The organism is Verticiella sediminum (assembly GCF_007558815.1).
Lineage (GTDB): Bacteria > Pseudomonadota > Gammaproteobacteria > Burkholderiales > Burkholderiaceae_B > Verticiella > Verticiella sediminum.
Window position 1 is genome coordinate 638,880 of record NZ_VLTJ01000039.1, and the last position, 24,550, is coordinate 663,429.

The 24,550-nt window shown below is 68.8% G+C and carries 23 protein-coding genes; 10 read left to right on the top strand and 13 right to left on the bottom strand.

Going from position 1 to position 24,550, the window contains the following annotated elements:
- Positions 1-6: 6 nt before the first annotated feature.
- The 3 genes from FOZ76_RS22485 (at position 7) to FOZ76_RS22495 (ending at position 2,530) form a co-directional block, all read left to right on the top strand.
- Complete coding sequence (locus FOZ76_RS22485; protein ID WP_143950494.1) at positions 7-981, top strand: branched-chain amino acid ABC transporter permease; 975 nt, start codon at positions 7-9, stop codon at positions 979-981.
- Positions 978-1,748: an ABC transporter ATP-binding protein gene (locus FOZ76_RS22490; protein ID WP_143950495.1), complete on the top strand. Its 771-nt coding sequence runs from the start codon at positions 978-980 to the stop codon at positions 1,746-1,748. The genes FOZ76_RS22485 and FOZ76_RS22490 overlap by 4 nt, the downstream gene beginning before the upstream one ends.
- 62 nt (positions 1,749-1,810) lie before the next feature.
- A complete protein-coding gene (locus FOZ76_RS22495; RefSeq protein WP_143950496.1) occupies positions 1,811-2,530 on the top strand; it encodes an ABC transporter ATP-binding protein in 720 nt (239 codons plus the stop codon).
- Between the two features lie 71 nt (positions 2,531-2,601).
- Here the strand turns inward: FOZ76_RS22495 and FOZ76_RS22500 are convergent, their stop codons facing one another.
- The 3 genes from FOZ76_RS22500 to FOZ76_RS22510 form a co-directional block, all read right to left on the bottom strand.
- Positions 2,602-3,627, bottom strand: a complete 1,026-nt coding sequence (locus FOZ76_RS22500) for a TauD/TfdA family dioxygenase (protein WP_170235579.1) — start codon at positions 3,625-3,627, stop codon at positions 2,602-2,604.
- Positions 3,628-3,637: 10 nt separating this feature from the next.
- Entirely contained in the window at positions 3,638-4,420 is a 783-nt protein-coding gene (locus FOZ76_RS22505; RefSeq protein ID WP_143950498.1) for a class II aldolase/adducin family protein, read from the bottom strand.
- 167 nt (positions 4,421-4,587) lie between these two features.
- Entirely contained in the window at positions 4,588-6,360 is a 1,773-nt protein-coding gene (locus tag FOZ76_RS22510) for a gamma-glutamyltransferase family protein (protein ID WP_143950499.1), read from the bottom strand.
- 251 nt (positions 6,361-6,611) lie between these two features.
- On the opposite strand from FOZ76_RS22510, the gene FOZ76_RS22515 reads away from it, so the two are divergent.
- The 4 genes from FOZ76_RS22515 to FOZ76_RS22530 are packed head-to-tail and all read left to right on the top strand — an operon-like array spanning position 6,612 to position 10,395.
- Entirely contained in the window at positions 6,612-7,985 is a 1,374-nt protein-coding gene (locus FOZ76_RS22515; RefSeq protein ID WP_170235580.1) for a Rieske 2Fe-2S domain-containing protein, read from the top strand.
- The gene (locus FOZ76_RS22520) at positions 7,978-8,766 is read left to right on the top strand and encodes a 3-ketoacyl-ACP reductase (RefSeq protein WP_143950501.1); all 789 of its coding nucleotides are present in this window, start codon (positions 7,978-7,980) and stop codon (positions 8,764-8,766) included. The genes FOZ76_RS22515 and FOZ76_RS22520 overlap by 8 nt, the downstream gene beginning before the upstream one ends.
- Before the next feature lie 24 nt (positions 8,767-8,790).
- A complete protein-coding gene (locus FOZ76_RS22525; RefSeq protein WP_143950502.1) occupies positions 8,791-9,378 on the top strand; it encodes a VOC family protein in 588 nt (195 codons plus the stop codon).
- Between the two features lie 60 nt (positions 9,379-9,438).
- A complete protein-coding gene (locus tag FOZ76_RS22530; RefSeq protein WP_143950503.1) occupies positions 9,439-10,395 on the top strand; it encodes a PDR/VanB family oxidoreductase in 957 nt (318 codons plus the stop codon).
- Positions 10,396-10,461: 66 nt separating this feature from the next.
- On the opposite strand, the gene FOZ76_RS22535 is transcribed toward FOZ76_RS22530, so the two are convergent.
- Complete coding sequence (locus tag FOZ76_RS22535; RefSeq protein ID WP_143950504.1) at positions 10,462-11,598, bottom strand: DJ-1/PfpI family protein; 1,137 nt, start codon at positions 11,596-11,598, stop codon at positions 10,462-10,464.
- Between FOZ76_RS22535 and FOZ76_RS22540 the strand changes: the two genes are divergently transcribed.
- The 3 genes from FOZ76_RS22540 to FOZ76_RS22550 all read left to right on the top strand — a co-directional run bounded on the left by FOZ76_RS22540 (position 11,591) and on the right by FOZ76_RS22550 (position 15,209).
- Positions 11,591-12,664, top strand: a complete 1,074-nt coding sequence (locus FOZ76_RS22540; protein ID WP_246129707.1) for a GlxA family transcriptional regulator — start codon at positions 11,591-11,593, stop codon at positions 12,662-12,664. The two genes, FOZ76_RS22535 and FOZ76_RS22540, sit on opposite strands and share 8 nt — an antisense overlap.
- Before the next feature lie 134 nt (positions 12,665-12,798).
- Positions 12,799-14,289, top strand: a complete 1,491-nt coding sequence (locus FOZ76_RS22545) for a carboxylesterase/lipase family protein (protein ID WP_170235581.1) — start codon at positions 12,799-12,801, stop codon at positions 14,287-14,289.
- Entirely contained in the window at positions 14,262-15,209 is a 948-nt protein-coding gene (locus FOZ76_RS22550) for a helix-turn-helix transcriptional regulator (RefSeq protein WP_143950506.1), read from the top strand. Before FOZ76_RS22545 ends, FOZ76_RS22550 begins: the two co-directional genes overlap by 28 nt.
- Positions 15,210-15,231: 22 nt before the next feature.
- Here FOZ76_RS22550 and FOZ76_RS22555 read toward each other — a convergent pair whose 3' ends face one another.
- The 9 genes from FOZ76_RS22555 to prpF all read right to left on the bottom strand — a co-directional run bounded on the left by FOZ76_RS22555 (position 15,232) and on the right by prpF (position 24,545).
- Complete coding sequence (locus FOZ76_RS22555; RefSeq protein WP_143950507.1) at positions 15,232-16,677, bottom strand: bifunctional 2-methylcitrate dehydratase/aconitate hydratase; 1,446 nt, start codon at positions 16,675-16,677, stop codon at positions 15,232-15,234.
- 153 nt (positions 16,678-16,830) lie between these two features.
- Positions 16,831-18,159, bottom strand: coding sequence for a fumarylacetoacetase (fahA, locus tag FOZ76_RS22560; RefSeq protein WP_143950508.1), 1,329 nt, complete (start codon positions 18,157-18,159; stop codon positions 16,831-16,833).
- Between the two features lie 54 nt (positions 18,160-18,213).
- Positions 18,214-19,023, bottom strand: coding sequence for a cyclase family protein (locus tag FOZ76_RS22565; RefSeq protein WP_143950509.1), 810 nt, complete (start codon positions 19,021-19,023; stop codon positions 18,214-18,216).
- A gap of 32 nt (positions 19,024-19,055) precedes the next feature.
- Complete coding sequence (locus FOZ76_RS22570) at positions 19,056-19,856, bottom strand: ABC transporter permease (RefSeq protein WP_143950510.1); 801 nt, start codon at positions 19,854-19,856, stop codon at positions 19,056-19,058.
- Entirely contained in the window at positions 19,853-20,635 is a 783-nt protein-coding gene (locus tag FOZ76_RS22575) for an ABC transporter permease (protein ID WP_143950511.1), read from the bottom strand. Before FOZ76_RS22575 ends, FOZ76_RS22570 begins: the two co-directional genes overlap by 4 nt.
- A 140-nt stretch (positions 20,636-20,775) precedes the next feature.
- On the bottom strand, positions 20,776-21,540 hold the full coding sequence (locus FOZ76_RS22580) for an ABC transporter ATP-binding protein (RefSeq protein WP_143950512.1): 765 nt from the start codon (positions 21,538-21,540) through the stop codon (positions 20,776-20,778).
- Entirely contained in the window at positions 21,537-22,499 is a 963-nt protein-coding gene (locus FOZ76_RS22585; protein ID WP_246129708.1) for an ABC transporter substrate-binding protein, read from the bottom strand. The genes FOZ76_RS22580 and FOZ76_RS22585 overlap by 4 nt, the downstream gene beginning before the upstream one ends.
- Complete coding sequence (locus FOZ76_RS22590) at positions 22,496-23,197, bottom strand: TetR/AcrR family transcriptional regulator (protein ID WP_143950513.1); 702 nt, start codon at positions 23,195-23,197, stop codon at positions 22,496-22,498. The genes FOZ76_RS22585 and FOZ76_RS22590 overlap by 4 nt, the downstream gene beginning before the upstream one ends.
- A 145-nt stretch (positions 23,198-23,342) precedes the next feature.
- The gene (prpF, locus tag FOZ76_RS22595; protein ID WP_143950514.1) at positions 23,343-24,545 is read right to left on the bottom strand and encodes a 2-methylaconitate cis-trans isomerase PrpF; all 1,203 of its coding nucleotides are present in this window, start codon (positions 24,543-24,545) and stop codon (positions 23,343-23,345) included.
- Positions 24,546-24,550 lie beyond the last annotated feature (5 nt).

The following is a 24,550-nucleotide window of genomic DNA, read 5'->3' on the forward strand; positions in this document are numbered from 1 at the left end:
GCCATCATGAGTTCCATTCCTGTGGCCGCTGCGCGGCAATACCGGCGGCATGCTGCGCTGGTGCTCGCCGGTGTCGCCATCGTCGCCGGCGCGCTGCTTCCGGCACTCGTGAGCCCGTACTGGCTCCGCATCCTCACCAGCATGTTCATGTATGCGGCGCTCGCGCAGGCGCTGAACGTGATCGTCGGATTCGCGGGCTATCACGCCTTCGGCAACGTCTCTTGGTTCGGCTCCGGCGCCTATATTGCCAGCAGCCTGATCCTCTCGGGCTTCGGCCTGCCCGCAGCGCTGCTGGCAGGCACACTGGGCTCGGGCCTGCTGGCGTTCGTGATCGGCTGGCCGCTGCTGCGCCTGACCGGGCACTACTTCGCCATCGCCACGGTGGTGCTCAGCCTGGCGGCCATCGAGATCACGCTGAACCTGCATGGCATCACCGGTGGCGCGGCAGGGGTGACGCTGCCGATCAGCGAGCTCTCGCCCGCCGAGTTCTACAACCAGGTCGCCTACATGATGTACGGCGTGATGGTGTTTTCGTGCGTGGTGGTGTGGTGGCTGTCGCGCAGCCGTCTGGGCTACGCCTTGCGCGCGCTGCGCGACAGCGAACGCGGCGCCCAGGTCATGGGGGTGAACACCACGCTGGCCAAGATGACCGCATGGGCCATCAGCGGCGCCCTCACCGGGCTGGCCGGCGGCATCTGGGCGTACTGGATGACGTTCATCGAACCCGTCACCGCCTTCGACGTGCAGATCACGGTCAAGGCCTACATCATGATGCTGATGGGCGGCATGGGCACCGTGGCAGGCCCCATCCTGGGCGCGTTCTTCCTCGAGTTCGTCTCCACCGTCATCTGGGGCCAGTTCCTGAAGGTGCACATGATGGTGCTGGGTCTTCTCATCATCGTGGTGGTCATGTTCATGCCCGACGGCTTTCTGAAATACCTGCGGCATTTCGCCGCCCGCATCCGGCGCGACGAGCCATGAACTATCTTCTGGACATTCAGGACGTCTCTCTGTATTTCGGCGGGGTGCGCGCGCTCGGCGACGTGACCCTGGGCGTGGAGCAGGGCGAGGTGCTCGGCCTGATCGGGCCCAACGGGGCGGGCAAGACGACGCTCATGAACGCGATCTCGGGCATCTATCGTCCCACCGCCGGGCGCATCGCGTTCGGGCGCAGGGTCATCTCCGATCAGCCGCCGCATCGCATCGCCAAGCTGGGCATCGGGCGCACCTTCCAGGTCGTGCAGCCGTTCGCCAACCTGTCGGTGCTCGAGAACGTGGCGGTGGGCGCGATGTTCGCGGGTACGCGCGGCGTGCTGGGCAGCCGCGCGCAGGCCATGAGGATGGCGGGCATCGCCCTCGAGCGGGTGGGGCTGAGCGGCCGGGCCGACATGCTGCCCGGACAGCTCACGCTGTCCAACCGCAAGCGGCTGGAGCTGGCGCGCGCGCTCTCCACCAATCCCAGCCTGCTGCTGCTCGACGAGGTGATGGCAGGCCTGAATCACTCCGAGATCGGCGGCCTGGTGAACCTGATCCAGAAGATCCGCCGCGACGGCACCACGGTCATCGTGATCGAACACGTCATGCGAGCGATCCTGGCGGTGTGCGACCGGATCGCAGTCCTGCAATCGGGCTCGATCATCACCGTGGGCGATCCCGCGGCCGTCATCAGCGATCCGCGCGTGATCGGCGCATACCTCGGCAACCGCTTCGTCGAGCGCCAGAAACGCAAAGCTCTGGAGGTGGCATGAGCGCCCACGGGGGGTGCTCCTGCCGCGGGGAGGAGCTGGCGCAGCGACCGGAGGGTAGTCAAATGAGCTTTCTGTCCATCGAGAATCTGAACACCTTCTATGGCGATACCCAGGTGCTCTGGGATATCGACATGACCGTGGGTCCCGGCGAGCTGGTGGCCCTGGTGGGCGCGAACGGGGCGGGCAAGACCACGCTGCTGCGCACGCTCACCGGGCTGCTGGCCGCGCGCTCGGGCCGCATCCTGTTCAAGGGCGAGGACTTGACCGCGTTGCCGCCGGAGCAGCGCCTGTCTCGGGGCGTGGCCATGGTGCCCGAGGGCAGGCGCCTATTCGCGGGCCTCACTGTCGAGCAGAACCTGCGGCTGGGCGCTTACCTGCGCCGCGACCACGCCGACATCGCGTTCGACCTGCAGCGCATCTACGAGTACTTTCCGCGCCTTGGCGAGCTGCGCCGGCGCGTCTCCGGGCATCTGTCGGGCGGTGAGCAGCAGATGTGCGCGGTGGGCCGCGCGCTCATGGGACGCCCGCAGTTGCTGCTGGTCGACGAGATGTCGCTGGGGCTGGCGCCGGTGATCGTCGATCGGCTGGCCGAGGTCCTGATCGGCATCAACAAGGCGTTCGAGACCGCGATCGTGGTGGTGGAGCAGGACGTGGAACTGGCGCTGGAGATGGCGTCCCGCGCCTATGCGCTGGAAACCGGACGCGTCGTGATGCACGGCCCGGCCGAGGAACTGCTGAACCAGGGAGATATCCAGGCCGCCTACCTGGGGCATATCGACTGATTCGCGGCACGGCGGGCGGCCGGCGGCGACCTTTCAACGGGGGGGGCGCCGCCGGCCTTACTGCGCAACGCTCAGTGGAGCCGGTCGAACAGCGACACGAGTACGCTGCGCGGGCCCGAGAACGCCCGGCGGCCGTGCGCGTAATGGATGTTGTCCAGGATCATGATGTCGCTGGGCAGCAGGGCAGCCGGGTGCTCGGCCTCGTGCAGGATGCGGTAGACGTGCAGGGCATCGGCCTCGGGAACGGGGTCGCCGTTGCCCAGCACCATCGTGTCGAGCATCTGGGGATTGTGCCGGCGCGCGTGCGCCAGCGCCTCGTACTCATCGACGCGGCCGTCCTGCAAGGCCCACGCCATCATGCAGACCGGCGAGAAGAAGTGGGCGAAGTTGCTCCAGGCGTACTCGCCGGTCACCGGGTGGCGGCGCACCGGCGGCACCAGATCCTGCCAGACATGCAGAATCTCGCCGTCTGCCTGCCACTGGGCCTGCCAACCCTTCTCGCCGACGATGCGGTCGACCTCGCGCTTGTCTTGCGTGGCGAAGACTTCGGTCCAAGGTTTCTGGAATCCCGGCTTCAGGTGCGCATTCTCCGGCGACGGGATGGCCCGGCGCAACTGCAGGCCATGCCGCTCGCAGAGGTCCCGAAAGCCGCGCGGAATCCTGCCTAGAACCTTGCGCATGTCCGCGATGGTGGTCTGGCCGCCATGCGCCGCGGGCTGTTCGCTGAAGAAGGCGATCCGGTCTGGCGGGCGGGCGGTGTAGGCCATCTCCTGGTGCAGGGCGATCGACCAGCCGGGCGGCGTGTCGGTGGCCGTCATGACCTTGCGGCGTACCACCGTGCGCGGCGAGGTGCCGCCCACGTAGTCGTGCTGGTGCGGCGCCACCACGCTGATGGCCTCGTCGAATGCGTCGGCGTCGGCCAGGCAGGTCAGCCCGCGCAGCACCACGCCACCCTCGCGGTCCAGCGTGGCCTCGATGTCGTGCACGTGTCCGGCCAGCCATTCGAGCGTTTCCTCTCGCGTGGGCGCCCGGCTGTCCTGCGGCATCCACACGGGCAGGCTGCCTTCGCGTTGTAATGCTGTCGTGGCCATTCTCATGCCTGTGCTCCTAGACAATGTCGACGTAGCGGATGCCGGCGCGCCGCAGAATGGCATCGAACATCAGCCGCCCCGGCTGCCCGCCCAGCGTCATCGGCCGGAAGTGTTCCGCGTTGCGCTCCAGCACGTCCTGCCGGATGGCCAGGTTCGGCGTGTTCATCGCGTCACAGGTGACCTGCACTTCGCATGCTCGCTGCAGAAACCACATCGTCTGCAACGCGGCCGGCACGCTGGCGCCGCACACGAGCGGACCGTGATTGCGAAGAATCAGCACATTGCGCTCGCCCAGGCTGGCCACCAGACGTGGACACTCCCCGGGGTTGGTGGTGACGCCTTCGAAGGCGTGATAGGCCACCTGCCCATACACCAGCGCCGCGTAGAAGTTGTCGAAGCGCAGCCCGCCTTCCTGGCAGGCCACCGAAACCGTCGCGGTGGTGTGGGTGTGCATCACACAATGGGCGTCGTGGCGCGCCGAATGGACGGCGCTGTGGATCACGAATCCCGCCGGGTTCAGCGGATAGGGCGACGCGTCGATCTTGTTGCCATGGCGGTCGATCTTGACGAGGTTGGTGGCGGTCACCTCGCTGTAGTGCAATCCATACGGGTTGATGAGATAGTGCGGGTTGCTTTCGTCGCCGCCGGGAACCCGCAGCGTGATGTGGTTGAAGATCATTTCCGACCAGCCCAGCCAGTCGAACAGGCGATAGCAGGCGGCCAGTTCCAGCCGGCACTGCCATTCGCCCTCGTTCATTCCCGCGGGACGCAGATCGGCAGCGCTTTCCAAGGCATTCATAACGGGGCTCCATGCGAGACCCGGCCGCAGTCGGGGCCGGTCGCGGCAAAGGCCGCCGGCAAAGTCTGCGCCGCCGTCCGGCGGCTCGAAAGAACCAATCCGGCGGGCCGGTGAATACCACTCTCGCCGGCGCCGGCCGTGCCGCCGGCGGCGGCGGGCCGGGCCTCTCAGCGTCCTACCGCATACCCCTGCATTCCGCGGGGGTTGGCGCCACCGTACATCTGTCCGTCGGGCTCGATGCGCGCCGCGCTCAGGCGGCCTTCGGACCAGTCGTCGCCCTTGCTGGCCAGGTGCCCGGCGTCCCGCAGCGCTTGCAGGACCGCGTCCGCGTAGCGTCCTTCGATCACCACTTTGCCGGGCGCCTCGAGGCGCGGCCAGAAGCTGCTGGGCCAGTGCTCGGTATGGAAACTGGGCGCGTCGATCGCCTGCTGGATGTTCATGCCGTGCGCGACCATGCGCAGAAAGAATGTGAGCGACCACTGGTCCTGCTGCTCGCCGCCCGGCGTGCCGAAGGCCATCCACGCCCTGCCGTCGCGCAGGGCGAAGCTGGGCGTGAGCGTGGTGCGCGGCCGCTTGTGCGGCGCGAGCGTGTTGGGCAGGCCGGGCGTGAGGGAGAACATCTGGCCGCGCGTGCTCAGGCAGAAGCCGAGTTCCGGAATCACCGGCGACGACTGCAGCCAGCCTCCCGAGGGCGTGGCGCTCACCATGTTGCCCCAGCGGTCGATCACGTCCAGGTGGCAGGTGTCGCCGCGCTTGACGCCGAGCCGCGCCACGGTCGGCTCGCCGGCGCCGGCCGCCGTGGCCGGGCCGGCCGTGGCGCGCTGCTCGATGAAGGCACGCATGCCGGGCACCTGGCCGGGCCGCAGCGCCATGGACGCCCGGGTGCCGACGAGGGCAGCCCGCCCGGCGTTGTACGTGTCCGAGAGTAGGACGTCGAGGGGCACCTCGACGAAGTCGGGGTCGCCGTAGTAGGCCTCCCGATCGGCGTAGGCGAGCTTGGCGCATTCGACCACGGTGTGGATGAATTCCGGGCCGAGGGGGTCCATCGCGGCGACGTCAAAATGGCGCAGCAGGGCGAGCTGCTGCAGGAACACCGGCCCCTGGCTCCAGGGGCCGCACTTGAGCACCGTGCACGGGCCGTAGTCGTAGGTGAGCGCAGGCTCCACCGGGGCCCGCCAGCGCGCGCAGTCGTCGGCCGTCAGGAAGCCGGGATGGCGCCGGCCGGATACGTCCATCAGCTCCTGCTCCCGGTAGAAGCGGCCGATGGCCTCGGCCACGAAGCCCCGGTACCAGGCGTCGCGAGCGGCGTCGATGCGCGCCTCGCGGTTCGGTGCGCCGGCCGACTCGCGCAGCAGCCGTTCCCACGTCGCCGCCAGGGCGGGCCGGGCAAACAGGCTGCCCGCCCCGGGCACTTTGCCGTGGGGCAGGAACACCTCGGCCGAGCTGGGCCAGTGCTGCTCGAACAGCGTGCGCACGCTCTCGATCGCCGCGCTGACGTTGGGCACGATGTGCACGCCGTCCCGGGCGTAGCCGATGGCGTAGGCGAGCACGTCGCGCAGTTCCCAGGTGCCCCAGTCGCGCAGCATCAGCAGCCAGGCGTCGAACGCTCCCGGCACGACCGCCGGCAGCAGTCCGGTGGCCGGGATCAGGTCCAGGCCGAGCTCGCCGAACCGCTCGACGGTGGCCGCGCCGGGCGCCCCCGCCTGGCCGCAGACAACGTGCTGCGTACCGGTGCGCGCGGCATGCAGGATGATCGGCACGTCGCCGCCCGGCCCGTTCAGGTGCGGTTCGGCGACCTGCAGGGTGAAACCGGCCGCGACCGCGGCATCGAAGGCGTTGCCGCCCCGCTCGAGGACGGCCATCGCGACCTGGCTGGCGATCCAGTGGGTACTGCAGGCCACGCCGAAGGTGGCGGCGATTTCGGGGCGTGTCGTGAACATCGAGGGGGCTCCCAGGATCGGATGCGGCGCGCGCGCCGGACAGGCAGATAAGCGTATGCCCGATCCGGCGAAGTGGTCCATACCGCATGGCAAGTGGTATGGAACGCCGGGCGCAAATGGCGTTTGCGCCTGCGACCGGGCGGACAGAGACTAGCAACATGCGCTCAAAGGCGCGGCCGAATCCCGCGTCGCCCTTGCACCGGTTCGCGCAGCAACCCGGCAGGGGGCGGCCGTCACCTGTAGGAAAGACTATGTCATCTGTGCTCGAAGACAACTGGAAGCCTATTTCGGGCCCATACCGTGGCTACGACCAGCGCGGCACGCCGGAACCGGAATGGGATCTGGTCAAGGTGGGCCCCGGCACCAAGATGGGCGAGTACCAGCGCCGCTTCTGGCAGCCTGTCTGTTTCACTTCCCAGTTGACCGACGTGCCGCTGCTGGTGCGCATCCTCGGCGAGGAGCTGGTGATGTTCCGCGACCGCAGCGGGCGCATCGGCGCACTGCACAAGCACTGCTGCCATCGCGGCACTTCGCTGGAATACGGCCGCATCGAAGAATGCGGCATCCGCTGCTGCTACCACGGCTGGCTGTTCGACGTCGACGGCACGGTGCTCGACACTCCGGGCGAGCCCGGCGCCAGCCGCCTGAAGAACGCGGTGTTCCAGGGCGCCTATCCCACGCATGAATACCACGGCCTGGTGCATGTGTACATGGGCCCGCCCGAGCTCAAGCCGGCCTTTCCCGAGTTCGACGTCTTCAAGGTGCCCGGCCTGAAGTTCTATCCCTCGGCGGTGACGCACAGGAACAACTGGCTGCAGAGCTTCGAGAACAACATGGACCCGTTCCATGGCCAGTTCCTGCACACCCGCATCAGCCCGCACTTCGGCGATCATTACCTGGTGCTGCCGACGGTCGAGTGGAAGGTGACGGAGGACGGCAGGGGCATCTACTACACCGCCGTGCGCCGGGTCGACGACGAGCGCCTCTGGGTCCGGCTGTTCCACTGCATCTTCCCCAACTACGTGTTCGTGGCCTCGCTGTACGATCTGCAGCCCGAGGAGCCGTACTTCCAGCGCACCTTCTACGCGCGGCGCGTGGTGCCGATAGATGACGAGAACTGCACCTTCTTCAGTTGGCGTCTGGCGATGGACGAAGGCGAGTTCTCCGGCGGCGACGTGACGCGCAACGGCTGGAATTCGATCGACATCGACGGCCAGGTCGAGCAACCCACGTACGAGCTCAAGCAGCGCGTCCCCGGCGACTGGGAGGCGCAGACCGGGCAGCGGCCGATCGCCCTGCACAAGCTGGAGCGGCTCGGCACCACCGATGCCGGCATCGTCAGGCTGCGCCAGGCGCTGCGCAAGATCCTGGCGGGACAGGTTCCGGCCGCGCTGCCGCCCATGGGCGAAGGCTCCCTGGGCTCGCGCGACCCCGAGAACGTGTACTCCAGCAACAACGTGCTGCGCGTGCGCAAGCTCGCCGATCCGCAGGCGGACGGCGAGCAGACGCGCGACGTGGGGCGCGCGGTCATCGGTGCCGTGATCGAGGCCGACGCCGCCCCGGCCGGGACGCGCCGCCAGCTCATCATCGACAAGCTGCGCCGGATCGAAGCCCGCTATGCATGAGCAAGCGCAACGGCCCGATCCCGGGGTGGCCATTGTCACCGGCGGGCGCCGCGGCATCGGCGGGGCCACCGCCGTCCACCTCGCCCGTGCCGGCTATTCGGTGGCCGTGGTCGACGTGGTGCGCGACGCCGACGCCGACGAGACGGTGCGACGCATCGATGAGGCGGGCGGCAAAGCGGCGTTCGTCCAGGCGGACATCGGCGACGTCGACGCCCAGCCGGCCTGGATCGCGCGCATCGTCGAGACCCTCGGCCCGATCACTTGCCTGGTCAACAATGCCGGCGTGAATGTGCCGGTGCGCGGCGACATGCTCGAGGCCACGCCCGAGGCCTTCGACCGCGTCGTCGGCATCAACCTGCGCGGCACCTTCTTCCTCACCCAGGCGGTCGCGCGCCACATGGTGCAGACCGCCGCGCCGGGCGTGCAGCGCTCGATCTTCGTCGTGAGCTCGGCCAACGCCCACATGGCCTCGCCGGAGAAGGCCGTGTACTGCCTGGCGAAGTCCGCGCTGCCGATGCTCGCCAGGATGTTTGCCGCCCGGCTGGGCGAGCACGGCATCGACGTGTTCGAGATCCAGCCCGGCCTGATCAAGACCACGATGAACGAGGCCGTCTGGGATACCTACGGCCAGGCCATCGCCAATGGCGTGTCGCCCACGCGGCGCTGGGGCACGCCCGACGACGTGGCGCAGGTCATCTCGTCGGTGGCGCGTGGCCTGATGCCGTTCTGCACCGGGACCACCATCCCCGTGGGCGGCGGCCTGCACATCCACCGCCTCTAAAGAACCGACAACACGAGTCAAATCATGAAGAAGGACTATCCGAGCCCGACCCAGCACGCCCAACCGCTCAAGCAACTCCCGTTGCGCCTGCATCACCGCGCCATCGTGGTCAAGGACCAGGGCGCGACCCGGCACTTCATGGAGGACATCCTGGGCCTGCCGCTGGTGGCGTGTTGGACCGAGTCCACGCCGATGCCGGAAGTGGACCGCCCCATCGAGTACTGCCACACCTTCTTCGCGCTGGGTGACGGCAGCGCCATCGCTTTCTTCCAGTTCACCGACGAGGAGTTCCAGGAGAAGTCGCTGCGCCGCGACCAGCCCGAGATTCCGCGCTTCGACCACCTGGCCATCAAGGCGACCCGCGAGACGCAGAACGAGGTGATCGAGCGGCTGGAGAAACACGGCGTCAAGTACATCACCAAGAACCACGGCTACTGCAAGTCGGTCTATGTGACCACCCCCGACGGCCTGTACATCGAGTTCGCCGAGGATCCGCCCTATGCCGACGAGATCGACAAGGTGCGCCGCGCCGATGCCCACGAAGCGCTGGAGCGCTGGCTCAACGGCGACACCAGGACCACCAACAATCCGTATCGTTTTCAGGATTTCTGATCCTGACCAGCCGCGGCGTGCACTGCCGGCGCACGCGCGGCAGACGCAAGAGGCTCGAGCATGACCATCCCGGAAACACTGTCGTTGCGGCTGTCCGCTATCCGCTACGCGGCCGACGGTATCAATCTCTATGAGTTCAGGACGCTCGACGGTGCCCGGCTGCCGGGCTTCGAGCCGGGCGCCCACGTCGATCTGCACCTGCCCAACGGTATGGTGCGCCAGTACTCGCTCGCCGAAGGCCACGGCGACGGCCGCGCCTACGTGGTGGGTGTGAAGCTGGATCCGGACAGCCGGGGCGGCTCGAAGTACATGCACGAACAGCTCAAGGTCGGCACCGTCATGCCGGTGGGGCTGCCGCGCAATCACTTCCCGCTGGAGGCAGGCGCCGGGCGTTCCGTGTTCGTCGCGGGAGGCATCGGCATCACGCCGATCCACTGCATGATCCGGGCGCTGGCCGGGGCCGGGCAGCCGTGGGAACTGCACTATGCCGTGCGGAGGCGCGCCGAGGCGGCCTTCCTCGCCGAGCTCGCCGACGCGCCGGGCGGCAGGCTGGTGCTGCACGTCGACGAGGAGTGCGATGGCGCGTTTCTGGACGTGGCAAGAGTGGTCGCCGACGCGGGACGGGACGCTCACCTGTACTGCTGCGGGCCGGGCCCGATGCTCGAGGCGTTCGTACGTGCCACGCAGGGCCTGCCCGCGGAACATGTCCACTACGAGTATTTCTCGGCCGACGTGGTGCCGGACAAGACCGGCGGTTTCACCGTCGAGCTGGCCAGGACGCAGCGCGCGGTCTATGTGCCGCAGGGCAAGACCATCGCCGAGGCCTTGCGCGACGAAGGCGTGGACATCATGGTCTCGTGCGAGCAGGGAGTGTGCGGCGCGTGCGAAACCCGCGTCCTCGAAGGCGACATCGAGCACCGCGACCTGATCCTGACCGAGCAGGAGAAGGCCGCAGGCAAACTGATGATGATCTGCGTATCGAGCTGCAGCGGTGACAGGCTCGTCCTGGATCTCTGAGCCGGTAAGCCTGTACGTGCTGGCCGCCGGCAGCCTGGCGGCAGTCGACAGGGCGCTGGCTATCGCCTAACGAGGATATTCGAGCTGCATCGCGACCACCTCGGCGGTGCGCGCGCCGTATTGCTCGGTGATCGAGAGCAGGGCCTGGTCGAGCGCGTTAGCGGGAGGCTGGTCGGCGAACGTCGAGACGTGTCTGTCCGCCGGCCGCTCGACCGCAAGCGCGTCGGGAATCACACGGACGCCGCTGCGGGTGACGATCGCGCCAGGCGCCTGGGCGAGGGCCACGGCCCGTGATCGGTAGGTGCGCGACCAGGCATCGGCGACGAGCGCAAGCGAGACCTCGTCCATGCCGGGTTCGAGGTTCACACCGACCTGTTCCTTCTGCCAGAAAGCAAGTCGATTGGACAGTACGGTCGCCGCAAACGGCCGTGTCAGCTTGAAAGCGGCGCTGGCATGGCTGGCGTCCCACGCCGGCAGGCCGAGATCGCGGGCGACCGCTTCCGCCTTCTGGCGTCCGGCGATGGCGTCGATCAGCGTCAGCATCATCGGCATGGATGCGGAGATACCGGTGGTCGTCGCCACGCCCCGGTCCATCACCATGCGGCGGTCGGCGACGTAGGTGATGGAGGGGCTGCGCTCGAGCAGGTCGTTCAGGAAGTACCAGTGGGTGGTCGCCCGCTTGCCGTCCAGAAGCCCGGCGGCACCGACGACCTTGGCCCCGGCGCAAACGCCGATGATGATCGCTCCCTTGCCAGCCTGGCCCTGGAGCCACCGGAGGACCCGCGGATCGTCGTCCCGGCTCATGGCGGGCACGATGACATAGTCGGCTCCCTCGGGATTGCGCGCATCGAATTGCGCGAGGGTCGCATCGGCCTCGACAGTGAGGGCAGGAAAGAGCTGTACCGGCCCTGGTTCCGTGGCCAGGGTGAATACGTCCGCGACATCGGCGCGCCGCAGGATGCCGGTCGGCACCAGATAGTCCGTGGTTTCGGTGGCGTCGTTGATGCCCACGACGGCCACCAGGGGGCGCTCGCGCTTCGGCGGTTTCAAGGCGGCCCGCATCGCATCCATCTCGTCTGGCGGGACGGGCGTGGCCTTCAGGGCGGGGGATGCCGGCGGCAAGCTGAACACCCAGCCGCCGAATCCCGCCAGGGCCAGGGCGATCACGGCCAACCCGGCCCCGACGACAGAACGCTTGGACACGATCGGGCTCCTCCAGACGCGGTTTGCGTCGATGAGCCCAGACTATCAGCGCGGCTTTCTGGCGGAAATGACAAACATACGGTATTTTCTGCCAATGCACCGTATTGTCTTGGCCGTCTATCCCGGCTTCGAACTGCTCGACGCGTCGGGGCCGGTCTCGGTTTTCAACGGCGCCAATCGCGCCTTGGAACAAAGCGGTGGGCAGCCCTTCTACCGGATCGAGCTCGCCTCGGCGCAGGGCGGGCTGGTGACGAGCAGCAGCGGGGTCGCCGTGGACACCGGCCCGCTGGGCGGGCTTGCGTCCGGGTCGGTCGATACGCTGTTGGTCGTCGGCGCCGAACGCGAGCCGCTGGTGCAGGCGATGGCCGAGCCGCGCCTGCGGGAATCGCTCGCGCGGCTGGCCGGCAGCGCGCAAAGGTTCGGCTCGATCTGTACCGGCGCATTCGTTCTCGCCGCGCTGGGTCTGCTCGAGGGGCGCCGCGTCGCAACCCATTGGGATGCGTGCGCGCCGTTTGCGGCGGCATTTCCTTCGGTCCGCCTGGATGCCGATGCGCTCTACGTCACGGATGGGCCGCTCTGGACATCGGCCGGCGTGACCACCGGCATCGATATGGCGCTCGCCATGCTCGCCCATGACCTGGGCGCAACGATCACCGGCCCGGTCGCGAAGCGGCTCGTGCTCTATGCCCGGCGACCGGGTCATCAATCCCAGTTCAGCCCGTTGCTGCAGGCACAGGCGAACGCCGACAGTCCACTCGCCGATCTGATTGCCTGGATACAGACCCATCTCGATGCGCCGCTGGATGTGTGCGCGCTCGCGGCCCGTGCCGGGCTGTCCGAGCGGACCTTTCACCGCCGATTCGTCGCGGCGACCGGCCAGACGCCGGCCCGCTTCGTCGAAATGGCGCGACTGGACGCGGCGCGCATGCTCCTCTCGCGCGGATTGTCGTTGAAATCCGTCGCCGCCCAGGTGGGGCTGTTCCCCGCGACGCGCCTGTCCGAAGCCTTCGAACGCCGCTTCGGCGTCACCCCGCGGCTGTTTCGCGACATGCACGCCGACCTCTGATCCCGTCTGCCTGGCGTGCATGGGGCCCTCGCGCAAACGAGCCGCGTCGTGCGGCAAAGGTCGCGGGCACGCCGCGCGATGCCGTGGCTCCTAGGATGCGTGACGGGCGCCTCCTGGCGCCAAGGAGCGCAGCCATGGCCCTGTCCACCGATTCCGAAGTCCTGACCGCCGATGGGCGCCTGCGCGGACGCCGCGCACACGAGGTGACTGCCTTTCTGGGCATACCCTACGCAGAGCCTCCCGTGGGCGAGGCGCGCCTGCGTTCGCCGCGCCCGGTACGGCCCTGGGCCGGGTGCCGAACGGCCGAACGGCTGGGCCCCGCGAGTCTGCAACACCTCGCCGGGCAACATACGTGGCTCAATGCGGCCTTGCCGGGCACCAGCGAGGATTGTCTCTACCTGAACGTGTGGACTGCCGGGCTCACGGGTGCGCGTCCGGTTCTGGTGTGGCTGCACGGCGGGCAGACCCGCCATGGACATGGCGGCTCGCCCGCATACGAGGGCACCGCGCTCGCCCGTCGGGGCGTCGTTGTGGTGACCGTCAACTACCGGCTGGGCGCCCTGGGTGGCCTTGCACATCCGGCGCTGCAGGACCCCGATAGTCGCGTGTGTGCGAACTGGGGGATGCAGGACCAGTTGCTGGCCCTGGACTGGGTTGCGCGCAACATCGCCGCGTTTGGCGGGGATCCGGCCCGGGTCACCCTGGCCGGGCAGTCCTCGGGGGCGGCGAGCGCGATTCTGCTCGCGCAGAACGGTCACGCGAGCGGTCGCTACGCCCAATGCATCGCGCACAGCCCGCCCTTGTTTCGCCCGCCCGCGTATGCCGAACTCGATGCGGCGGCCGCCTACGCGGAGACGGTCGCCCACTACGTGGGGGTGGGCGTGCGCGAACTGCGCGGCGTGGACGGTGCGCAACTGCAGGCGGCCGAGCGCGAACTCGGCGCAAGACTCGGCGTGCGTCCGCAGACGGCGCCGGTGCGCGACGGGGTCTTTCTGCGGCGCTGGCCGCACGAGCCGCGGGCGGTGGTGCCGCTGCCGCTGCTCATCGGTTGGACGCGTGACGAAGCGGACTTCTGGTTCGACTTGTCCACGCAGGACGGTACGCGCCTGAGCCCCGAGACGTATCCGCCGGCCGATGCCCTGGCGGCCCGATACGTGGGCTTGCTGGCACAACAGGGGCAGTCCGTGGAGGAGGGCGCCGTACGGCGGCTGCTGGCCGCCCATGGTGCCGATCGCGATCCGAGCGCCTGCTGGCGCGCGCTCTACACCCACACGCTTTTTCGCGAGCCGATCCTCGCGCTGCTGCGGCGCCAGGCCGAGCACGCCGCACCCTGCTGGGGCTATGCCTTTGGCCTCGCGCTCGCGAACGCGGGTACACGTGCGCCGCATGGGGCCGACGTGCCCTGCGTGTTCGACACCTGGGCCCATCCCCACTTCGCCGATCGGCTGCACATGGCGCCGCGCGCCGTGCCCCTCGCGCATGCCATGCGTGACGCCTGGGTGCGCTTCCTGACCTCGGGCGATCCCGGCTGGCCGCGCTTTGCGGCGTGCTCGCGCGTCATCCAGCGCATCGGCCCGGATGCGATGGATGCCTTACCATGGCCGTTCGAGGAGCCTGGACCATGATGCTGGACGAAGTCAGCGCACCGGATGTCTGGAGCGACGCCATACCGCTTGCCGGGTGGCAGCGTAGCCGCCTGGATGCGCGCTATGGCGCGTGCGAGACCGCAAGCCTCATCGTGCAGCCGGGGATGCGGCTGGCCGTGACGCGCTACCGCGCCAGGCGCGACCTGCTGGAGCTGAGCGACCGGCGGGCGCACCCGGGCGCGCTCACGCTCAGCTACACGCTCGCCGGCTGCTCGACCTACCATGGCGAGGGCGGGCGACTGCTGTTTCGCGAGGGCGAGTGGCTGGCGAGCCGCGCGTGCCAGCCTGTCGGTCACCGCCGCTTCCAGGCGGGCGAGTCGGTGGTGCAGGTCAGGCTGGCGGTGGACGACACCGTGTGGCAGCGCTATGCGGGCGCTGTGTCCGAGCCGGCGCTCGCCGGCGCCACCGTTGCGCTGGGCAGGGCGGCCATGACCCCGCGCGCCCGGGAGCATGCGCGTGCGGTGGCCCAGCAGTGCCTGCTGGATACGCCGGACGTGCTCGCGCTGCACGGCCGTGCGCTCGACATGCTCACGGCGGCGCTGCACGAGGTCGGCGGGCGCGAACCCGGGGCCCGCCCCTCGGCTGTCTGCCAGGCAGAGCTCGGGCGCTCGCTGATCCATAGTCTGCAGGCCCGCATTGCACAACGACTGGATCTGGACGCGCTGTGCCGTGAGCTCGGCCTCGGACGTACCCGGCTACGCCTGCTGTGCGCGCAGCAGTGGGGCCAGTCGCCCCGCGAGCTGCTGCATGGCCTGCGCATGCGCCACGCCCGCGAATGCCTGGCCAACGGCGTTGGCGTCGCTGCGACCGCGCAGCGCGTGGGCTACGCGCACGCGGCCAACTTCAGCACCGCCTATCGCCGCTATCACGGCCACCCGCCGGTACGCCGCGCCCACTGAGGGCAGCGGCGCGCGCCGGCGGCTAGGCGCTGGCGTAGAGGTCCACGTACTCGTGCACCGGCATCGCCTCCAGGCGGCCCTGCTCGAGCGAGGCTGCGAGAATCTGCGCCTGTTGCCGGGCAGCATAGCGCCGTGCGAGGTTCACGCGGAACTTGGCTTCGAGCAGCGGGATGCCGTCGCCGCGGCGGCGCTTGTGGCCGATCGGGTACTCGACCACGATCTCGTCGAGCTTGCTGCCGTCCTTGAACTCGACGGTCAGCGCATTGGCGATGGAGCGCTTGTCGGGATCGTGGTAATCCGCCGTGAAGGCCGGGTCCTCGACGCACACGATCTTCGCGCGCAGGGCGTCGATGCGCGGGTCGGCCGCGATCTCGTCCTCGTAGTCGGCGGCGGTGAGGCGCCCGAACAGCACGGGCACCGCGACCATGTACTGGATGCAGTGGTCGCGGTCGGCGGGGTTGTTGAGCGGGCCCTGTTTGTCGATGATGCGGATGCAGGCTTCGTGGGTGCGGATGGTGATCTTTGCGATCTCGTCGGCACCCCTGCCGGCGGCCTCGAGCCGCTCATGGAGCTGCATGGCGCACTCCACCGCCGTCTGGGCGTGGAACTCGGCGGGGAAGGAGATCTTGAACAGCACGTTCTCCATGACATAGCTGCCGTAGGGCCGCTGGAAGCGGAACGGCTGCCCTTTGAACAGCACGTCGTAGAAGCCCCATGTCTTGGCGGTGAGCACCGACGGGTAGCCCATCTCGCCGGTGCGCGCCATCAGGGCCAGCCGCACGCCCCGGCTGGTGGCGTCGCCCGCCGCCCAGCTCTTGCGGCTGCCGGCGTTGGGCGCATGGCGGTAGGTGCGCAGGCTCTGGCCGTCCACCCACGCCAGCGACAGTGCGTTGAGGATCTCCTCGCGCGTGAGACCGAGCATCTGCGCGACGACGGCGGTGCTCGCCACCTTGACGAGCACGACGTGGTCCAGCCCGACCTTGTTGAACGAGTTTTCCAGGGCGATGCAACCCTGGATCTCGTGCGCCTTGATCATCCCGGTGAGCACGTCGCGCATGGTGAGCGGCGGCTTGCCCGCCGCCACCGCATTGCGCGAAAGCCAGTCGGCCACCGCCAGGATGCCGCCCAGGTTGTCCGAGGGATGGCCCCATTCGGCCGCGAGCCAGGTGTCGTTGAAGTCCAGCCAGCGGATCATGGCGCCGATGTTGAAGGCGGCCTGGACCGGATCGAGCTGGTACGGGGTGCCGGGCACCCTGGCGCCGTTGGGCACGACGGTGCCGGGCACGATGGGGCCGAGCAGCTTGGTGCATGCGGGATACTCGAGCGCCTCGAGCCCGCAGCCCAGGGTGTCGATCAGGCAGTTGCGTGCCGTGGCGTAGGCGAGCTCACTGTCGATGCGGTAGTCGATGACGTAATCGGCAATGTCGAGCAGGACCTGGTCCCACGGATGGTGCTGTGCATGAGCCATCGTATCGTCTCCTTGAGCGATGTCGCGGCAGGGCGCAGCAAGCGCCGCGCCCTCCTTCACATACGCACCGTATCTCAAGAACCGGTACCCAGAGTATTCAACGCGCTTTGATGCTGGTGCGACTCATGGCAAGCGAAGGGCGCCGCGACGACGCTAGACCGAGACGGCCGGCAGCACTTCGCCCCGGCTTTCGCCGAAGCCGATGCGTGCGTAGCCCGGCTTCTCGCACCAACCGCGCAGGATCACCGCATCGCCGTCCTCCAGGAAGGCGCGCGTCTCGCCGCTGCTCTCGAGCAGGACCGGGGTGCTGCCGCCGCGCGAGAGTTCGATGAGGGCGCCTGCCTGTTCGTGCGTGGGGCCGGAGATGGTGCCACTGCCGAAGAGATCGCCCGGGTTGAGGTTGCAGCCGCCATTGGTGTGCTGCGCGACCATCTGGCCCACCGTCCAGTACTGGTGACGGAAGTTGGTGTGCGAGACGCGCGAGGGCGCGAGGCGCTGCTCGCGCATGCGCTGGCTCTCGATCAGCACGTCCAACTCGATGGACAGCGCGCCTTCGCGCCGGGTGCGCGGATCGTCCAGGTAGGCGAGTGGCTGCGGTTCGGCGGCAGGCCGTTCGAAGGGCAGACGGTACGGTGCCAGGGCCTCCTGCGTGACGATCCAGGGCGAGATCGTGGTGCAGAAGTTCTTGCCGAGAAACGGGCCGAGCGGCGCCATTTCCCAGAACTGGATGTCCCGCGCGGACCAGTCGTTGAGCAGCCCGTAGCCGAAGATGTGGTCGTCCGCCTGTGCCAGCGCAATGGGCTCGCCCTGGGCATTGCCCTGGCCGATCCAGATGGCGAGTTCCAGCTCGTAGTCCAGCCGGGCGCAAGGGCCGTAGCGCGGCACGGTTTCGCCCGGCCGCATGGACTGCCCCAGCGGACGGCGGTAGCGCTGGCCGCTCACGCCGATGCTCGACACCCGGCCATGATAGGCGATGGGAATCCACTGGAAGTTGGGCGTGAGCGGCTCATCGGGCCGTGCCAGCATGCCGACGTTGCGGGCGTGGTCGATGGAGGTATAGAAGTCGGTGTAGTCGCCGATGCGTGCCGGCACGGTATGTTCGATCTGCGCCAGCGGCATGAGGGCGGCCTTGACGGCGTCGGTTGCCGCGCTGTTCGAGCCCGCGAGCAGGGCATCGAACAGCGCCTGGCGCAGGGCGCGCCAGGCCTGCGGGCCCTGCGCCATGAGGGCGTTGAGCGTGGGCTGTGCACCGGCCTGCGCAGCCTCGCCCGCGAGGCCTTGCAGTGCGCCGCTGGCGGCCAGCGCGCCCAGGCAGATCACCTGGTCGCCGATGGCCACGCCGCCGCGAAAGGCTTCGTTCGTGCCTTGCCGGCGGAACACGCCGAAGGGCAGGTTCTGGATGGGGAAGTCGGTGCCGGCGGCGTTGGCGGTGTCGAGCCAACTGCGGGCATCGCCGTCATGGGTGGCGTTGAGTGGACTCATGTGCGGAAAATGGATGTCTGGGTTGAGAGCGATGGCCTGCGCCTTGGCGCGTGCTCAGGTCGTGGCGGCCATCAGTGCGTCGTCGAAGATGGCCACGGCGCGCGTCCAGCCGGCCGAGGCGCCGCGGATCTTGTGCGGAAAGCAACTGATGAAGAACCCCGTGGGCGGCAGCGCTTCGAGGTTGTGCAGCTTCTCGATGTGGCAGTAGCCGATGTCGCGTCCGGCCTTGTGGCCTTCCCAGATCAGGCTGGCGTCATGCGTCTCGCCGTACTTCCTGGCGGTATGCACGAAGGGCGCGTCCCAGCTCCAGCCGTCGGTGCCGGTCAGGCGCACGCCGCGCTCGAGCAGGTACATGGTGGCCTCGTAGCCCATGCCACAGCCCGAGGACACATAGTCGGGCTGGCCGTAGCGCTGGCCCGCGCGCGTGTTCACCACCACGATCTCCAGCGGCTTGAGTTCATGGCCGATGCGCTCGAGTTCGGCCTCGACATCGGCGGCCGTCACCACGTAGCCGTCCTCGAAGCGGCGAAAATCCAGCTTGACGCCGGGCTGGAAGCACCATTCGAGCGGCACCTGGTCGATGGTGATGGAGGGCCTGGCCTTGCCCGTGGCCTTGTCCATGGTGCTGTGAAAGTGATAGGGCGCATCCAGGTGCGTGCCGTTGTGGGTGGAGAGCTGTACCTGCTCGACTGCCCAGCCTTCGCCGTCGGGCAGGTCCTCGCGCTGCAGGCCCGGGAAGAACGGGGTGATCTGGTCCACCGTGTTCTCGTGCGTGAAGTACTGGATCTTGGGCCCGAACGGCGGCGGGTCGCTCACCACGTCGTTCTCCAGAAAGATCGACAGATCGACGAACTTGCGGGTCATGGGGGGTTCCTCCTTGGTGTCTGATGCCATGGTCAGGGACGCTGCCAGCGCAGCAGGCGCTGCTCGGCCAGGGCCAGCAGTGCATTGGAAACGAAGCCGATCGCGCCCAGCAGCACGATGCCGGCGAACAGATCGCTGGCGCGGAACGCGCGCGCCGCGAGCAGAATGCCCTGGCCCAGGCCGCTTTGCGAGGCGATCATTTCTCCGACCACCGATACGATGAGCGACACCGTCATCGACAGGCGCATGCCCGCGAGGATGTCGGGCATGGCGCTGGGCAGGCCCACTTTCCAGATGAATGCCGCGCGGCTCATCTGCAGGGCGCCGGCCACCTCGCGCAGGCGCGGTTCGACGCTGGCAAAGCCGTGGATGGTGGCGAGCAGCACCGGCCACATGGCGCCGAAGGCGACGACGAACAGCACCATGCCGGGCGACAGGCCGAAAATGGATATCGCCAGCGGCAGCACCGCCGACGCCGGCAGTGGCCGCACGAACTCCAGCGTCGGCTGGATCCAGGCGCGCGCCCACGCGGAGATGCCGATCAGCGCGCCCAGCGCCATGCCCGCCAGCGACGCGAGCAGCCAGCCCAGAAGCATGCGCTGCACGGTGCTGGCGGTGAAGCCGGCGAGTTCGCCCGGCACGTCCGGGGCTGTCAGGTTCAGGCCCTGCAGCAGGCTGGCGAGCGTGGCTTCGGGCGTGGGCAGGAAGACCTTGCTGACCCATTGGTAATGGCTGGCCAGCCACCACAGTGCGAAGAGGGCGGCCAGGCCCGCCACCGATTCCAGGTAGCCGCGCCGCTGGCGCGCACGGGGGAAGGCGGGGCGCGTGTTCATTGCCCGGCTCCCATGGCACGCATGGCGCGTCGCTGCAGCCAGTCGGCCGCGGCATTGATGGCAAAGCCCACCACGGCGATCCAGAACAGCCAGGCGAGCATCAGGTCCGGCTCCAGGCTCTGCTGGGCGATCATGATGGCGTAGCCCATGCCGTGGGGGTTGGCCGCGATCTCCACCGTCACCGCGACCACCAGGGCGATCGCCACGCCCAGGCGCAGGGCGACGAACAGGCGCGGCACCATGGCCGGGATGACGATCTTGCACAGGCGCGCCATGGGCGAAAGCTGCAGCGCCATCGACACCTCGAGCAGGCGCGGCTCGACCTGGCGCGCCGCCGCCTGCGCCAGGATCAGCATCGGCCAGAACGTCGCGAAGGCGACGACCGAGACCTCCAGGGCGAGGCCGAAGCCGAAGATCAGCAGGGCCAGCGGAATCAGCGCCACCGAGGGCACCGGGCGCAGTACCTCGATGGTGAGAAAGCCCGTGCGCGCCGCGCGCGGCGAGAGCCCCAGCACGACGCCCAGCAGGATGCCGGGCAGCGAACCCGCCGCCAGGCCCAGCATGGCCGAGCCCAGGGTGAAGCCGGTGGCCTGCCAGAGACTGCCGTCCTGGATGGCACGGCCAAAGGCCGCGAGCGCCGCGCTGGGCGGCGCCAGGGCGTCGCTGCCCGCGGCCACCGAGCGCGCATACCACTCGAAAGCCGCCAGCAGCACCGCCGGAAACACCAGCGCCCGCAGCAGAGCGAGCAGCGAACGCAGTGAGCGTGGAGGCCGTGTCATCTCAATTGCTCCACTGGGCTTCGCGCGTCCCGCGACCCGGGCAACTGCCTCGGCCGATCCAGGGCACCGCGGATCCGGCTCCGCCGGTCCGCCAGCGCCGCCCCCCTTGAGGGGGCGCGCGTCAGCGCGTAGGGGGTGGGTCACTCATACTCCAGGAAACGGTACAGCTCGCGCCGCAGGCGCAGGAAGTCCGGGTGCTCCTTGGCCGAGAGCTGCTCGCGTGGACGCGGGATGGGCACCTCGATCATCGCAGCCAGGCTGGGGTTCGCGGGCGTGGGGTTGGCGCGCAGCGCGATCACGCGGTCCCCCAGGTAGATGGCTTCCTCCAGGTCGTGCGTGACGAACAGCACCGTCAGGCCGCTGTCGCGCACCAGGCGCGAGAGTTCGTCCTGCAGGCTTTCGCGCGTCATGGCGTCCAGCGCGCCGAAGGGTTCGTCCATCATCATCAGCTCGGGCTGCTGCGCCAGGCAGCGCGCGATCTGCACGCGTTGCTGCATGCCGCCCGACAACTGCACCGGAAACTTCGCCGCATGCTGCGCAAGGCCCACCGTGTCGAGCACCCGGGCGATGCGCGCCCGGCGCTCGGCCGGAGGCACGCCCGCCGCCTCCAGCGCCAGGCTGATGTTGCCTTCGACCGTGCGCCACGGCAGCAGCGCGCGGCCGTAGTCCTGGAACACGAAGGCCACTTCGCGCGACGGCCCGGCCACCGGCTCGCCGTGGCGCAGCACGGCGCCGGCGCTGGGCGCGACGAAACCCGCCGCCGCGCGCAGCAGCGTGGTCTTGCCGCAGCCCGACGGGCCGATGATGCAGACGAACTCGCCCGGCTGCACCGCGAAGCTGGTCGGCGAGAGGATCTCGCGGCCCCCCAGGTGGATGGCGACGTCATCGAAACGCAGCAGGCTCATTGGACGATCAGCCGCGCGACGTCGGGGTCGGTCTTGAGCATGTTCTGCTCCTTCATCACGCCGACCCAGTAGGCCAGTTGCGCCTCGCTGACCAGCGGACCGGGCGGGCCGATCTGGATGGTCGCCAGCACCTCGGGCGGCAGCTTGATGTACTTGCCGATGTGCTGGCGCATCGTCGCGTCGTTCGCAGGGTCCTGGACGAAGGCCGCGGCCTCGACGATGGCCTCGCGAAACGCCTTGACCGCCGCGGGGTTCTGCTCGGCCCAGTCGCGCCGCGCGGTGAATAGGATGGAGTGCATGCCGTCGGGCATGAACGTGGTGTAGTGCGACGCCACATAGCCCGTGCCGCTGGCGAGGATGCGCGCCATGAAGGGATCGCCCGTCACGACCGCGTCCAGGGAGCCGCCGCGCAGCAGGTCGCTATGCTGCGGAAAGGCGGCCTCCACGAAGTTCACCTTGGCGTAGTCCACGCCCTGCGCCTTGAGCCAGGCGCGGAAGGTGACGTGCAGATAGGCGCCCAGGCCCGGTACGCCGATCTTCTTGCCCACACAGTCCTGTGCGGTCTTGATGCCGCTGCCCGTGCGCGCCACCAGGCCCACGCCGGTCAGGTTCTTGTCCGTGGTGCCGCCACCGCCGACCACCACGTGATCCAGACCGCCATCGATCGATTGCAGGAACACCGACGGCGTGGGGCCGCCCATCTGCAGCGAGTTCGACTGCACGGCGGCGGGAATCGATGGGTTGAGCGGGATGAACCTGGGCTCCACGTCCAGCCCCCGCTTGTCGAAGTAGCCTTCCTCCTTCGCCACGAACACGGTGGTGAAATCCGTCACCGCGGTGTAGCCGAACGCGATCCTGGTATTGCTCTGCGCGCGCAGCGGCAGCGCAGCCATGCCCAGCGCTGCGGCGGCGCCCGCCAGCAGGGTGCGGCGCATGCTCGAATCAAGGGAACGGGTCATGGGGATTTCCTTGTCGTGGGACGGGAAACGGGGGGCGGGAGCACGGCGCCGTGGATGCCGTGGACGATGAAATCGATCAGCAGCGATGCGGCCCGCGGGTCCTGGGGCAGGTTGGCGCCCTGTGAGAGCCGTTCCACTCGGGTGTCGCTGATGTGGTGCAGCAGAGCACCCAGCGCGAACTGGTAGCACCAGGCGGCAGTGCCCCGGCTGACGTCTGGCGCTTGCTCGCGCAGGGCGTCGTGCAGGGCATCGATGAAGGCCATGGCCATCGGATCGAAGAAATCCCGCAGCACGCTGTCCGCCTCGCGCTGTCCGGTACCCAGTCCTTGAGTGATCAACAACGCGTAGTACTCGCCCTCGGGGCTGGCGCGCAGGCGCAGGACCGGTTCGACGAACGCCTGTACGATGCGGCGCAGCCTGGGCTCGCCGGTGGGCGCGCGCCCGATCTCGGCGAGCGCTTCCAGGCGCTCGGCGATGGTGCCGGACCAGCTCGCGAAAATCGCGTGAAAGAGCTCGTGCTTCTGCCCGAAGTAATAGCTCACCAGGGCCAGCGGCACATCGGCTTCCTTGGCGATCTGCCGGATCGACACCGCGTGGTAGCCGCGCTGGGCAAAAAGCTTCTCAGCCGCCAGCAGGATCGCCTGCTTGCGGTCTGGCCGGGCTGCGGCCTGTCTGTTGCGGCGCGCGTTGGTCTGCATGCCAACTATTGAACGACCGTACAAATGTGCCGTACATCAGGACAAACCCTGCCGCACGGAACGCAGAGACGGTCATGGCATGCAGACGCGAGCCGCGGGAGGGGGCCTCAGGCCACCGTTGCGGCTCGCGACAGGGCGGTGCTGCTCAGCCCTGGTTGGCGGCGTAATCGCCGGGAATGTGCACCCAGCCGCTCATGAGCACGCGCGCGCTGCGGCTCATGATCGCCTTGGTGACCGTCCATTGGCCGTCGACCAGGCGGGCTTCGGCGCCCACGCGCAGCGCGCCGGACGGATGGCCGAAGCGCACGGCGGTACGCTCGCCGCCGCCCGCGGCCAGGTTGACCAGCGTGCCGGGGATCGCCGAGGCCGTGCCGATGGCCACGGCGGCCGTGCCCATCATGGCATGGTGCAGCTTGCCCATGGAGAGCGCGCGCACCAGGAGGTCGACGTCGCCGGTCCCGACCGCCTTGCCGCTGGATGCGGTGTAGGCGGCGGGCGGGGCGACGAAGGCGACCTTGGGCGTGTGCTGGCGCTTGGCCGCCTCGGCCAGGTCCGAGATCAGGCCCATGCGCAGCGCGCCGTACGCGCGGATGGTCTCGAACTTCGCGAGCGCGGCGGCGTCGGCGTTGATGTCGTCCTGCAGCTCGGTGCCGCGATAGCCGATCGCCTCGGCGTTCACGAAGATCGTCGGGATGCCCGAGTTGATCATCGTGGCCTTGAGCACGCCGATGCCGGGGACTTCCAGATCGTCGACCACCTGGCCGGTCGGGAAGAGGGCGCCGCCGCCGTCGTCCTCGTCGGCGGCCGGGTCCATGAACTCGAGCTGGATCTCGGCGGCCGGGAAGGTCACCCCATCCAGTTCGAAGTCGCCGGTTTCCTGCACCGCGCCGTTGGCCATGGGCACCTGCGCGATGATGGTCTTGCCGATGTTGGCCTGCCAGATGCGTATCGTCGCGATGCCGTTCTCGGGCACGCGGGCAGGGTCGACCAGGCCGTTGGTGATGGCGAAAGGGCCGACCGCGGCCGACAGGTTGCCGCAGTTGCCGCTCCAATCGACGAAGGCGCTGTCGATCGACACCTGGCCGAACAGGTAATCGACATCGTGGTCCGCACGCGTGCTGCGCGCCACGATCACCGTCTTGCTGGTGCTCGAGGTGGCCCCGCCCATGCCGTCGATCTGCTTGGCGTAGGGGTCGGGGCTGCCGATCACGCGCATGAGCAGGGCGTCGCGCGCCGCGCCGGGCTGGCGCGCCGCCTCGGGCAGCTCGTCCAGACGGAAGAACACCCCCTTGCTCGTGCCGCCGCGCATGTAGGTGGCGGGAATGCGGATCTGTGCTGCGAATGCCATGTGCG

Excerpts from the sequence above, each read along its gene's own strand:
- FOZ76_RS22570 (WP_143950510.1), bottom strand. The coding sequence starts at position 19,856 with ATGAACACGCGCCCCGCCTTCCCCCGTGCGCGCCAGCGGCGCGGCTAC.
- FOZ76_RS22525 (WP_143950502.1), top strand. The coding sequence starts at position 8,791 with ATGAAGAAGGACTATCCGAGCCCGACCCAGCACGCCCAACCGCTCAAG.
- FOZ76_RS22485 (WP_143950494.1), top strand. The coding sequence starts at position 7 with ATGAGTTCCATTCCTGTGGCCGCTGCGCGGCAATACCGGCGGCATGCT.
- FOZ76_RS22550 (WP_143950506.1), top strand. The coding sequence starts at position 14,262 with ATGGCCGTTCGAGGAGCCTGGACCATGATGCTGGACGAAGTCAGCGCA.
- FOZ76_RS22490 (WP_143950495.1), top strand. The coding sequence starts at position 978 with ATGAACTATCTTCTGGACATTCAGGACGTCTCTCTGTATTTCGGCGGG.
- FOZ76_RS22590 (WP_143950513.1), bottom strand. The coding sequence starts at position 23,197 with ATGCAGACCAACGCGCGCCGCAACAGACAGGCCGCAGCCCGGCCAGAC.
- prpF (WP_143950514.1), bottom strand. The coding sequence starts at position 24,545 with ATGGCATTCGCAGCACAGATCCGCATTCCCGCCACCTACATGCGCGGC.
- FOZ76_RS22545 (WP_170235581.1), top strand. The coding sequence starts at position 12,799 with ATGGCCCTGTCCACCGATTCCGAAGTCCTGACCGCCGATGGGCGCCTG.
- FOZ76_RS22555 (WP_143950507.1), bottom strand. The coding sequence starts at position 16,677 with ATGGCTCATGCACAGCACCATCCGTGGGACCAGGTCCTGCTCGACATT.
- fahA (WP_143950508.1), bottom strand. The coding sequence starts at position 18,159 with ATGAGTCCACTCAACGCCACCCATGACGGCGATGCCCGCAGTTGGCTC.
- FOZ76_RS22565 (WP_143950509.1), bottom strand. The coding sequence starts at position 19,023 with ATGACCCGCAAGTTCGTCGATCTGTCGATCTTTCTGGAGAACGACGTG.
- FOZ76_RS22500 (WP_170235579.1), bottom strand. The coding sequence starts at position 3,627 with ATGAGAATGGCCACGACAGCATTACAACGCGAAGGCAGCCTGCCCGTG.
- FOZ76_RS22585 (WP_246129708.1), bottom strand. The coding sequence starts at position 22,499 with ATGACCCGTTCCCTTGATTCGAGCATGCGCCGCACCCTGCTGGCGGGC.
- FOZ76_RS22530 (WP_143950503.1), top strand. The coding sequence starts at position 9,439 with ATGACCATCCCGGAAACACTGTCGTTGCGGCTGTCCGCTATCCGCTAC.
- FOZ76_RS22520 (WP_143950501.1), top strand. The coding sequence starts at position 7,978 with ATGCATGAGCAAGCGCAACGGCCCGATCCCGGGGTGGCCATTGTCACC.
- FOZ76_RS22575 (WP_143950511.1), bottom strand. The coding sequence starts at position 20,635 with ATGACACGGCCTCCACGCTCACTGCGTTCGCTGCTCGCTCTGCTGCGG.
- FOZ76_RS22580 (WP_143950512.1), bottom strand. The coding sequence starts at position 21,540 with ATGAGCCTGCTGCGTTTCGATGACGTCGCCATCCACCTGGGGGGCCGC.
- FOZ76_RS22515 (WP_170235580.1), top strand. The coding sequence starts at position 6,612 with ATGTCATCTGTGCTCGAAGACAACTGGAAGCCTATTTCGGGCCCATAC.
- FOZ76_RS22510 (WP_143950499.1), bottom strand. The coding sequence starts at position 6,360 with ATGTTCACGACACGCCCCGAAATCGCCGCCACCTTCGGCGTGGCCTGC.
- FOZ76_RS22505 (WP_143950498.1), bottom strand. The coding sequence starts at position 4,420 with ATGAATGCCTTGGAAAGCGCTGCCGATCTGCGTCCCGCGGGAATGAAC.
- FOZ76_RS22495 (WP_143950496.1), top strand. The coding sequence starts at position 1,811 with ATGAGCTTTCTGTCCATCGAGAATCTGAACACCTTCTATGGCGATACC.